Source organism: Leeuwenhoekiella sp. MAR_2009_132 (assembly GCF_000687915.1).
Classification (GTDB): domain Bacteria; phylum Bacteroidota; class Bacteroidia; order Flavobacteriales; family Flavobacteriaceae; genus Leeuwenhoekiella.
Map to the genome: position 1 here is coordinate 1 of NZ_JHZY01000002.1, position 12455 is coordinate 12455.

Annotated in this window: 11 protein-coding genes and 2 pseudogenes; all 13 read left to right on the forward strand. The window is 37.7% G+C overall.

Annotated features, from left to right (window positions below; translation table 11 throughout):
- Window positions 1-1935 (forward strand): Ig-like domain-containing protein (locus tag P164_RS18615; protein WP_028374452.1); only part of this gene is annotated, 1935 nt, incomplete at its 5' end.
- Window positions 1887-2516: an Ig-like domain-containing protein gene (locus tag P164_RS00085; RefSeq protein WP_159106012.1), complete on the forward strand. Its 630-nt coding sequence runs from the start codon at window positions 1887-1889 to the stop codon at window positions 2514-2516. The genes P164_RS18615 and P164_RS00085, both read left to right, overlap by 49 nt.
- Before the next feature lie 74 nt (window positions 2517-2590).
- On the forward strand, window positions 2591-2842 hold the full coding sequence (locus P164_RS18900; protein WP_234405841.1) for a hypothetical protein: 252 nt from the start codon (window positions 2591-2593) through the stop codon (window positions 2840-2842).
- Between the two features lie 25 nt (window positions 2843-2867).
- Window positions 2868-2987, forward strand: a pseudogene (locus P164_RS19155) (hypothetical protein); the annotation flags it as partial.
- A gap of 72 nt (window positions 2988-3059) precedes the next feature.
- A complete protein-coding gene (locus P164_RS18630; RefSeq protein WP_159105994.1) occupies window positions 3060-3209 on the forward strand; it encodes an Ig-like domain-containing protein in 150 nt (49 codons plus the stop codon).
- Between the two features lie 43 nt (window positions 3210-3252).
- A pseudogene (locus tag P164_RS00090) lies at window positions 3253-6711 on the forward strand (Ig-like domain-containing protein); the annotation flags it as partial.
- A gap of 14 nt (window positions 6712-6725) precedes the next feature.
- On the forward strand, window positions 6726-7697 hold the full coding sequence (locus P164_RS00095; RefSeq protein ID WP_035899257.1) for a type IX secretion system membrane protein PorP/SprF: 972 nt from the start codon (window positions 6726-6728) through the stop codon (window positions 7695-7697).
- A 20-nt stretch (window positions 7698-7717) separates the two neighbouring features.
- A complete protein-coding gene (locus P164_RS00100) occupies window positions 7718-9643 on the forward strand; it encodes an OmpA family protein (RefSeq protein WP_028374456.1) in 1926 nt (641 codons plus the stop codon).
- Between the two features lie 102 nt (window positions 9644-9745).
- Window positions 9746-10264 carry an isopentenyl-diphosphate Delta-isomerase gene (gene idi / locus P164_RS00105; RefSeq protein WP_028374457.1) on the forward strand — a complete coding sequence of 173 codons (519 nt, stop codon included), beginning with the start codon at window positions 9746-9748 and terminating at the stop codon, window positions 10262-10264.
- Window positions 10261-10671 (forward strand): 6-pyruvoyl trahydropterin synthase family protein, encoded by a 411-nt coding sequence (locus P164_RS00110; protein ID WP_028374458.1) that lies wholly within the window; start codon window positions 10261-10263, stop codon window positions 10669-10671. The genes idi and P164_RS00110 overlap by 4 nt, the downstream gene beginning before the upstream one ends.
- A gap of 3 nt (window positions 10672-10674) precedes the next feature.
- Window positions 10675-11121: a peroxiredoxin gene (locus tag P164_RS00115; protein ID WP_035899258.1), complete on the forward strand. Its 447-nt coding sequence runs from the start codon at window positions 10675-10677 to the stop codon at window positions 11119-11121.
- Between the two features lie 9 nt (window positions 11122-11130).
- Window positions 11131-12099, forward strand: coding sequence for a type I phosphomannose isomerase catalytic subunit (locus tag P164_RS00120; RefSeq protein WP_028374460.1), 969 nt, complete (start codon window positions 11131-11133; stop codon window positions 12097-12099).
- Between the two features lie 41 nt (window positions 12100-12140).
- A complete protein-coding gene (locus P164_RS00125; RefSeq protein ID WP_028374461.1) occupies window positions 12141-12407 on the forward strand; it encodes a hypothetical protein in 267 nt (88 codons plus the stop codon).
- Window positions 12408-12455 lie beyond the last annotated feature (48 nt).

A 12455-nucleotide genomic window follows, 5' to 3' on the forward strand; every position in this document is an offset into this window, starting at 1 on the left:
ACCATTACTATTGCAGATGTAACAGTAGCAGAAGGAGCAGATGCAGTCTTTGTAGTGACTTTAGATAAACCAAGTTATGAGGATATCGTAGTAGACATCACCTTTGCTGATGGTACTGCAACCAATCCTGAGGATTATACAGACGGAACACCACTACAGGTAACAATCCCTGCGGGACAGACTACCAGCGGACCAATCACGTTCCCAACAGTAGACGATACAGCTTTTGAAGATGATGAGACTTTTATTGTTATAGCTACGGTATCATTAGGAACGACAGACAATCTATCAGATACTGCAACTGGAACTATAGAGTCGAATGAAATCCTTGCGATCAACGATATCAACGATACGTTTGTAAATCAGGCAGTAAGTGGTAACGTAGGAACCAATGATGAGAATCCTGACGGTCCTGTTGGAAGTGAGGTATTCACAGTGGTAACACAGCCTACAAACGGTACTTTAGTATTCAATCCTGACGGAAGCTATACCTACACACCAAACGCAGACTTTATAGGTGAAGATACTTTCGCTTACCAGGTATGTGATGCAGGTATTCCACAGGCTTGTGATAGTGCAGATGTAACTATACAGGTATTGCCTTTAACTACTAATGAGAATGATCCACCGGTAGCTAATGACGATACAGCAATTACTGAAGCAGGAACACCTGTAGATGGTAATGTATTGACTAACGACTTTGATCCAGATGGCGGACCACTTACTGTAACCGGTAATACAAATCCAACAAATGGAACAGTAGTAGTTAATCCTGATGGAACATTCACTTATACTCCAAACCCTGATTTTACAGGAGAGGATAGTTTTGAATACACAGTATGTGATAATGGTACACCAGCATTATGTGATACAGCAACGGTAACTATCGAAGTTATTGCAGATACTAGAAACTTTACAGTAGCTAATGACGATGCATTCTTCGGATACCTAGGAGCTGAAATAACCGGAAACGTACTTACTAATGATAGCGATCCAGAAGGAGACCTTCCATTAGCTGTAACCGGAAACACCAATGCAGCAAACGGAACAGTTACTTTAGCAGCAGACGGAAGCTTAAGCTATGTACCTAATGCAGGCTTTAGCGGTTCAGATCAATTTACTTATGATATAGTAGATACAGCTGGTTCAGTAGATACAGCGACTGTATACATTACTGTAGATCCTAGTGCGGCTAACACCATCCTTGCGATCAACGATATCAACGATACGTTTGTAAATCAGGCAGTAAGTGGTAACGTAGGAACCAATGATGAGAATCCTGACGGTCCTGTTGGAAGTGAGGTATTCACAGTGGTAACACAGCCTACAAACGGTACTTTGGTATTCAATCCTGACGGAAGCTATACCTACACACCAAACGCAGACTTTATAGGTGAAGATACTTTCGCTTACCAGGTATGTGATGCAGGTATTCCACAGGCTTGTGACGGTGCAGATGTAACTATACAGGTATTGCCTTTAACTACTAATGAGAATGATCCACCAGTAGCTAATGACGATACAGCAATTACTGAAGCAGGAACACCTGTAGATGGTAATGTATTGACTAACGACTTTGATCCAGATGGCGGACCACTTACTGTAACCGGTAATACAAATCCAACAAACGGAACAGTAGTAGTTAATCCTGACGGAACATTCACCTATACTCCAAACCCTGATTTTACAGGAGAGGATAGTTTTGAATACACAGTATGTGATACTGGTACACCAGCATTATGTGATACAGCAACGGTAACTATCGAAGTTATTGCAGATACTAGAAACTTTACAGTAGCTAATGATGATGCATTCTTCGGATACCTAGGAGCTGAAATAACCGGAAACGTACTTACTAATGATAGCGATCCAGAAGGAGACCTTCCATTAGCTGTAACGGAAACACCAATGCAGCAAACGGAACAGTTACTTTAGCAGCAGACGGAAGCTTAAGCTATGTACCTAATGCAGGCTTTAGCGGTTCAGATCAATTTACTTATGATATAGTAGATACAGCTGGTTCAGTAGATACAGCGACTGTATACATTACTGTAGATCCTAGTGCGGCTAACACCATCCTTGCGATCAACGATATCAACGATACGTTTGTAAATCAAGCGGTAAGTGGTAACGTAGGAACCAATGATGAGAATCCTGACGGTCCTGTTGGAAGTGAGGTATTCACAGTGGTAACACAGCCTACAAACGGTACTTTGGTATTCAATCCTGACGGAAGCTATACCTACACACCAAACGCAGACTTTATAGGTGAAGATACTTTCGCTTACCAGGTATGTGATGCAGGTATTCCACAGGCTTGTGATAGTGCAGATGTAACTATACAGGTATTGCCTTTAACTACTAATGAGAATGATCCACCGGTAGCTAATGACGATACAGCAATTACTGAAGCAGGAACACCTGTAGATGGTAATGTATTGACTAATGACTTTGATCCAGATGGCGGACCACTTACTGTAACCGGTAATACAAATCCAACAAACGGAACAGTATAGTTAATCTGACGGAACATTCACCTATACTCCAAACCCTGATTTTACAGGAGAGGATAGTTTTGAATATACAGTATGTGATACTGGTACACCAGCATTATGTGATACAGCAACAGGTAACTATCGAAGTTATTGCAGATACTAGAAACTTTAACAGTAGGCTAATGAATGATGCATTCTTCGGATACCTAGGAGCTGAAATAACCGGAAACGTACTTACTAATGATAAGCGATCCAGAAGAGACCTTCCATTAGCTGTAACCGGAAACAGCAATGCAGCAAACGGAACAGTTACTTTAGCAGCAACGAAGCTTAAGCTATGTACCTAATGCAGGCTTTAGCGGTTCAGATCAATTTACTTATGATATAGTAGATACAGCTGGTTCAGTAGACACAGCGACTGTATACATTACTGTAGATCCTAGTGCGCTAACACCATCCTTGCGATCAACGATATCAACGATACGTTTGTGAATCAAGCGGTAAGTGGTAACGTAGAACCAACGATGAGAATCCTGACGGTCCTGTTGGAATGAGGTATTCACAGTGGTAACACAGCCTACAAACGGTACTTTGGTTTTCAATCCTGACGGAAGCTATACCTACACACCAAACGCAGACTTTATAGGTGAAGATACTTTCGCTTATCAGTATGTGATGCAGGTATTCCACAGGCTTGTGACGGTGCAGATGTAACTATACAGGTATTGCCTTTAACTACTAATGAAATGATCCACCGGTAGCTAATGACGATACAGCAATTACTGAAGCAGGAACACCTGTAGATGGTAATGTATTGACTAACGACTTTGATCCAGATGGCGGACCACTTACTGTAACCGGTAATACAAATCCAACAAACGGAACAGTAGTAGTTAATCCTGACGGAACATTCACCTATACTCCAAACCCTGATTTTACAGGAGAGGATAGTTTTGAATATACAGTATGTGATACTGGTACACCAGCATTATGTGATACAGCAACGGTAACTATCGAAGTTATTGCAGATACTAGAAACTTTACAGTAGCTAATGACGATGCATTCTTCGGATACCTAGGAGCTGAAATAACCGGAAACGTACTTACTAATGATAGCGATCCAGAAGGAGACCTTCCATTAGCTGTAACCGGAAACACCAATGCAGCAAACGGAACAGTTACTTTAGCAGCAGACGGAAGCTTAAGCTATGTACCTAATGCAGGCTTTAGCGGTTCAGATCAATTTACTTATGATATAGTAGATACAGCTGGTTCAGTAGATACAGCGACTGTATACATTACTGTAGATCCTAGTGCGGCTAACACCATCCTTGCGATCAACGATATCAACGATACGTTTGTGAATCAAGCGGTAAGTGGTAACGTAGGAACCAATGATGAGAATTCTGACGGTCCTGTTGGAAGTGAGGTATTCACAGTGGTAACACAGCCTACAAACGGTACTTTGGTTTTCAATCCTGACGGAAGCTATACCTACACACCAAACGCAGACTTTATAGGTGAAGATACTTTCGCTTATCAGGTATGTGATGCAGGTATTCCACAGGCTTGTGACGGTGCAGATGTAACTATACAGGTATTGCCTGAAGGAACAATTGAAAACAATGCTCCTGTAGCTAATGATGATACGGCAATTACTGAAGCAGGTACACCTGTAGATGGTAATGTATTAGCAAATGACTTTGATCCAGACGGAGATGTTCTTACTGTAACAAGTAATACTACTCCTGTTAATGGTACTTTAGTAATTAATCCTGACGGAACATTCATCTATACTCCAAACCCTGATTTTACAGGAGAGGATAGTTTTGAATACACAGTATGTGATGATAATAACCCATCACTATGTGATACAGCAACTGTAACAATTGATGTTATTGCAAATGCAGGTAATACTATTGTAGCTAATGATGACGCTTATTTTGGTTTGATTGGAGAAGTAATTACAGGGAATGTACTTACTAATGATAGTGATCCAGAAGGAGATGATTTTACTGTAACTTCTAATACACAGCCTTCAAATGGAACAGTGGTTATACTAGCAGACGGTAGTCTTACATATACTCCAAATGGAATTTATAGTGGTACAGACCAGTTTACGTACACAATTACAGATGATAATGGTGCTACTGATACAGCAACGGTTTACATCAGTATTGATCCTAGTCCAAATGGAGGTAATACCATACTAGCAGTTACTGATATCAATGATACGTTTGTTAACCAGCCGGTAAGTGGTAACGTAGGAACTAATGATGAGAATCCTGACGGTCCTGTTGGAAGTGAGGTATTCACAGTGGTAACACAGTCTACAAACGGTACTTTGGTATTCAATCCTGACGGAAGCTATACCTACACACCAAACACAGACTTTATAGGTGATGATACATTTACATATCAAATATGTGACGGTGGAAGTCCTCAAGCTTGTGATACTGCATCGGTATATATTCAAGTTGTTCCTCTTGAAACAACCCAGAATGACCCACCGGTAGCTAATGCAGATACAAATACTACAGAGGTAGGAGTTAGTATTGATGGTAATGTACTAAGTAATGATTTTGATCCAGATGGTGATCCAATTACTGTAACTAGTAATACAAACCCTGCTAACGGAACAGTAGTAGTAAATCCTGACGGAAGCTATACATATACTCCGGGACCTGGTTTTGTTGGAGAGGATAGTTTTGAATATACAGTATGTGATAATGGTAATCCACAGGCTTGTGATTCAGCAATTGTAATAATCAATATTATACCTGATGCAGGTAACATTACAAATGCTAACGATGATGCATACTTTGGGGAGACTAATGAGAGTATAAGTGGTAATGTTCTTGATAATGATACTGATCCAGAAGGGCAAACACAATTAGTAGATGTGGCATTGTCACCTGCTAATGGTCCTGCAAACGGAACAGTAGTTATTAACGCTGACGGTACTTTTATTTACACGCCAAATACAGACTTTGCAGGTAATGATCAATTTACATATCAGATATTTGATGCAGGTTCTCCTGTAGCAACTGATACAGCAACAGTTTATATCTTAGTATCTGAGAAGCCAAATCCTGAAATACAACTTGTGAAAACAGGAGTATTTAATGATGAGAATGCAGATGCATTTGCGCAAGTAGGAGAGACTATTACTTATACCTTCACGGTTACCAATACAGGTAATACAGTTGTAAGTGGTATTGTAATCGACGATGCATTCTTAGGTATTACTGGATTAATTATAGATCCTGCAGATTTATCACCTGGAGATATTGGTGTTGCAACAGCGAGCTATACAATCACTCAAACTGATATTGAGGCAGGATTTGTAACAAACTCTGCTTTAGCGACAGGTAAAGATCCATTTGATGAGGATGTAACCGATACATCAGATAACGGCGATGAGACTGTAGATGATGATGGTGATGGTGATCCTACAAACGATCCTACAATTACAAATACTCCTGGCTTAACAGGTCTTAGTGTATATAAATTTGGAACGTGGAATGACGAGGATGGTGATCAAGTGCCTGAAGTGGGTGAGACTATTACCTATACCTTTACAGTAAGAAATACTGGTGAAACAGCTATATTTGATATAGTGATCGATGATCCACTAGTGACTGTAACAGGAGGGCCTATAGATTTAGCAGCAGGTGCAGTTGATACAGACACATTTAGTGCTGTCTATGTGATCACACAGGATGATATAGAAAATGCAGGTGTTAAAAACCAGGCTATAGGAAGTGGTGTATTAACTAATGGAAATGTTATAGAGGATTTATCAGATAATGGTGATGATACTGTCGAAACTGTAGATAATCCAGATGATGCAGATGGTGATCCAACGAATGATCCTACGTTTACAAGATTAGATGGTGTATTAGATAGAGAAGATATCATTGTATACAATGTAATGACGCCAAACGGTGATGGTCTAAACGATGTGTTTATGATACAGAACATAACTGATTTCCCTAATAATACGGTTCAAATATTTAACCGTTGGGGTGTAGAAGTGTTCAGTACTAAGGGTTATGATCCTAATTCAGATAATGCATTTAGAGGATTCTCTGATGGTCGTGCAACCGTAAGAAGAGGCGAGCGTTTACCTACAGGTACTTACTATTACATCATTACTTATGAAAGAGATAGTGGAGAAATACGTAAGTTGGCTTCATTCTTATACATTAACTAATAAAGCATCACTCAATGAGTAATTATAGTAACAAGCTTATGACGATGAATAAAAACTTAGGTAAGTTAATTGTACTAGTTGTTTTGCTTTTTGCAGGATCTAGTTATGGTCAGCAAGATCCCCAGTATACACAATACATGTATAATCCCTTGGTAATAAACCCTGCTTATGCAGGTAACCGAGGGGTTACCAGTATTGTATTGTTGCATCGCAGTCAATGGGTAGGTTTAGATGGTGCTCCACGTACACAGAATCTTTCAGTGCATAGTCCTGTAGGATTAGGTAAGGTAGGTGTAGGATTTAGCTTAGTAAATGATGTACTAGGACCAGCCAGAGAAACTAATTTTAGTGGAGATTTTAGTTATACTATAGAAACTGGAGCAGAGGGTAAATTCAGTTTTGGTATTAAAGGAACTTTAAATTTATTAGATGTAGACTTTAGTAGAACTAATCCTTTTAATGCTGGTGATCCATTTTTAATTAATATAGACAATAAACTTTCTCCTAATGTGGGAGTAGGGATATTCTATCACAATTCTAAATTTTATGGAGGTTTGTCTGCACCTTACCTACTTCAGACAGATCATTTTGAAAGAAGTGGTACTAGCGGAGCTGAAACTTTTGTAGCTGAGGAACGAATTCATTATTATGGTTTAGCAGGTTATGTTTTTGACATAGGTAGAGATGTAAAATTTAAACCTTCAACGCTTGTCAAAATGGTAGCTGGCGCTCCATTAGCAGTAGATGTAAATGCAAATTTTTTATTCTATGATAAACTTACTTTAGGAGCATCTTACAGATGGAGTGCTGCTTTGAGCGGTCTTGTAGGTTTTCAGGTTTCTGATGGAATGTTAATAGGATTTGCTTACGATAGAGAAAGTACAGACTTGGGTAATGCTACTTACAATGATGGTACTTATGAACTATTTATACGCTTTGAATTATTCAAGGAGTATAACAGAATGCTTACGCCGCGATTCTTTTAATTCCCTAAATTTTCAACCCCATGAATCAAAAAATTATTTTTACACTGGTAATTTTACTATCGCTAGCTTCATTTAGTGTAAATGCTCAGGAGCGAGAAATAGCAAACGGAACCAAGCAATTTAACAGGTATGCTTTTGTAGACTCTCAAAAAATATTTTTGAAAGTTGCTGAAGCAGGTTATGAGTCAGCAGAACTTTTCAGTAAGCTGGGTGATGCATTTTATTATAATGCAGATTATACAGAAGCAGAAATGTGGTATCAGAAATTAGTGGAAAAATATCCTGCTGATGTTACTCCAGACCAGTACTTTAGATACGCCCAAACCTTGAGAGCCATAAAAGAGTATGATAAATCTCTTGAGATGATTAAGCGCTACAAAGAGCTTATGAGCACTGAAGGTACAGACTACTATAATGGTACAACTGCAGAAGTTCGTACAGGTTATGTAAATGGCACCTATGAAATTCAACGACTTAATGTAAATACCGTAGGCTATTCAGATTTTGCACCTTCATTTTACGGTGAGCAATTAATGTTTGCATCGACTAGAGATACGGGTACAATGTCAACACGAATTCACAAATGGAATAACCAACCTTTTTTAGATTTATATACAGGATCTATTGAAGACGATGGACAAGTTAAGTCTGCTAGTAAGTTAAAAGGCCCCGTAAATACAGAGTTTCACGAAAGTACAGCGACTTTCTCTGCAGATGGAACTACTATGTACTTTACAAGAAATAACTTCACTAAAAATCAATATAAAAGTGATTCTAAACGCACTAATAAACTCAAGCTTTATAAATCTGTTAAAGGTAGCAGTGGGCAGTTTGGAGTTGCCACAGAGCTTCCGTTTAACAGTGATTCTTTTTCAACAGCGCATCCTGCCTTGTCTCCAGATGGTAAAACTTTATATTTTGCTTCAGACCGTGATGGTTCTTTTGGAGAATCTGATATTTGGAAAGTTGAGCTAACAGATGCGGGTGGTTACGGTACCCCTGAAAACCTGGGAGCTGCAGTAAATACACCGGGAAGAGAGACATTTCCTTTTGTAGACAAAAATGGTAAACTCTATTTCTCAACAGATGGCCGTGGTGGTTTAGGAGGTTTAGATATTTACAGCTATGATTCTGAAAAGAATGAAATAACAAATATTGGCGAGCCTATAAATAGCCCGAAAGACGATTTTACATTTATATACGATACCGAATCTGAAACCGGTTATTTTGCTTCTAATAGAGCAAATGACCCGTTAGATGATAATATTTACGGTTTTGTACGTACTGCTTGTGATAGTAAAGTGAACATTCTTGTTGTTGATAAAGCTACAGGAAAACCACTAAATAATTCATTGATAGGAGTGCGTAATCTAGAGAATGAACTTATTGTTTCTGGTGAAACTGAAGAGCCCAACGCTTCTTATTTATTTGAAAATCCTAATTGTGATACAGACTATTTTGTAAGAGCAGAAAAAGAAGGATATAGTACAGCAGAAAAATTAATAAACGTACCTAAAGAGAGTAGTGATGTTACCGTTGTAATTGAATTAGAGCAGTCTATTACAACAATACCTCCAGACTTTGACTTAGGTAAGCTAATTAATCCTATCTATTTTGATTTTGACAAATCAAACATACGTCCTGATGCAGCTGTAGAGTTAGCTAAAATCATTGAAGTACTGAAAGAGTATCCAATGTTAAGAATAGACGTTAGATCTCACACAGATAGTAGAGGAGTAGATGCGTATAACTTAGCTTTATCGGAGAGACGTAATAAATCTACAATAAATTACATCATCGAAAAAGGTGGTATAGCTAAAGAGCGTTTAACCGGAAGAGGTTATGGAGAGACACAACTTTTAAATAAATGTAGCAATGGGGTTAAATGTAGTGAAGAAGATCACCAGCTTAACCGTAGAAGTGAATTCATTGTTCAAGACTATTAATGCGCATTTAATATAACAAATACCCAAAAGCCTTCTGAATAAGAAGGCTTTTTCTATTGTAAGCCCTTAGTTGTATTTGTACATTTACAACTAAAAAGAAATATGAATGAAGAACTTGTCATTCTTGTTGATGAAAATGATCAACAAGTAGGATTAATGCCCAAGATGGAAGCTCACGAAAAAGCCTTATTACATAGGGCGTTTTCAGTTTTTGTTTTTAATGAAAACAAAGAGCTTATGTTACAACGAAGAGCTTTACATAAGTATCATTCTCCAGGTTTATGGACGAATACTTGTTGTAGTCATCAGCGCGAAGGCGAATCTAATATTGCCGCCGGTAAGCGCAGACTTATGGAAGAAATGGGTTTTGTTACAGAACTGGAAGAAAGTATTTCCTTTATATACAAAGCTCCATTTGATAACGGTTTGACTGAGCACGAATTTGATCATATACTGTTAGGCAATTATGAAGGTTTACCAAACCTTAATCCCGATGAAGTATCAGAATGGAAGTGGATGTCCCTTGAAGATATAAAACTAGATATGATAAATAATCCTAACGTGTATACAGAATGGTTTAAGATCATTTTTGATAAATTTTACAAACACATTGAGCAATGAGTGTAACAGTTAAGCGTAGAGCGCATTTTAACGCTGCTCACAGACTTTTTAGGTCAGACTGGGATGCTGATAAGAATTTTGAAATATTCGGAAAATGTAGCTATCCTAACTACCACGGGCATAATTATGATCTAATAGTGGCTGTAACGGGAGAGATAGATCCTGAAACCGGTTTTGTAATTGATTTAAAAATTTTAAAAGATTTAATAAAATCTGAAATTGAAGAACCTTTTGATCATAAAAATCTAAATCTGGATGTTCCAGAATTTTCTAATTTAAATCCTACGGCAGAAAACATTTGTGTGGTTATTTATGATAAGCTTCGTAGAAAATTAGAAGATAAATTTAAAATTGAAATTACGTTGTATGAAACTCCGCGTAATTTTGTCACGTATTCAGGAAGTTAAGCTATGCTGCAATTAGGAGATAAATTACCCGTTTTTGAATTAGAAGATCAACGTGCTGAAATATTTAGTTCTGTAAATATTGAGAATAAGGCTGTTGTTATTTATTTCTATCCTAAAGACTTTACGCCCGGGTGCACCGCAGAAGCTTGTGAATTTAGAGATAAATATGAAGACTTCAAGGATGCAGGAGCGGTGGTAATAGGAATCAGTTCTGATGATACCGCATCTCACGCAAAATTTTCAAAAAAATACAAGCTTCCTTTTATAATGCTTTCAGACAGTAATGGTAAAGTTAGAAAGCAGTTTGGAGTAAAGTCATCGCTTATGGGTCTTTTACCGGGTAGGGAGACATTTGTATTTGATAAATCGGGATCGTTGATAATGCGCTATAATAGTATAAAATCTAAAAATCATATTTCAAAAGCGTTAAAAGCGCTTACTAAAGCATAATTTCAGACTATGAGTAATACACTTTATCCTTTTACATTTGAACCCGTATTAAAAGAAAAAATCTGGGGTGGTCAAAAACTGAATCAATTATTTAATAAAGGGAATGACCCTACTGCTAAATTAGGCGAGAGTTGGGAAATTGCAGACCTGGAAGAAGGGCAAAGTATTGTGAAAAATGGTATTTTAAAGGGAGCTACTTTAAAAGAAATTATCAAAAAAGATCCTGCTTCACTTTTAGGAGAACGCGTTTATAAACAATTCGGACTTCAATTTCCTTTATTAATAAAATTTATAGATGCGGCAAGTGATCTTTCTATACAAGTTCACCCTACAGATGAGACTTCACCTACCGGAGTAGGTAAGACCGAGATGTGGTATATTATGCAGGCAGATAAAGGGGCAGAACTTACGGTAGGATTTAGTGAGAAGATTTCTAAAGAAGATTACGATACGCATATTAAAAATTTGAGTATTGAAGACGTTATGAATCAGCATGAGGTTAAAGAAGGTGATGCCTTTTTTATAAATGCCGGTCGTATACACGCTATTGGTGGAGGTGTTTTGCTAGCTGAAATTCAGCAAACTTCAGACGTTACCTATAGAGTTTATGATTACAACCGTAAAGATGATTCTGGGAATCTAAGAGATTTGCACGTAGCAGAATCCCGTGAAGTTCTCGACTTTGAGCTCACTGAAGATTTTAAGTTAGATTACAATCGTACCAGCTTAAATACGGCACAAACTGTTAAGCATCATACATACTTTAAGACAGATTGGGTTCATATAAAGGATAACGATTATAGTATTGCCAGATCTGATTCATTTACAATCATTATAATAGTTTCCGGTGAGTTAACTTACTCTGGAAGCGGAGGTGAGGGCAAACTTTCAGCGGGAGAAACCTTATTAATACCTGCAAAAAATACCGGAGTTGCTTTGAGTGCTGCAACTTGCGAAATTCTTGAAGTCTATTTATAATTAGTGCATAAAATAAACGTACTTTTGCAAAAAATTAAATTATGGCAAATATTAGAGACCTTAAGAAAGATATAAACTTTGTTTTAGGCGATATCATAGACGCAGTATACCTTTGGGAAGCCTTAAATCCGAAAGAAGACCGTACTAAGTCTGAAGCAATTGTTGATGATGCTATTGCAACTTTTGACGAATTAATCGTAAAAGTGAACAACAACAAAGTTGGAAACAGAAGTAAACATCTTAAAGAAGTAAATGCCGAATTAGAAACTAAAGGCAGAGCACTTATTGAGCGTGTGAATACGCTTTAAGCTAATTTCTTCAAGCATAAAAAAAGCCCTAAATGAAAATATTTTTAG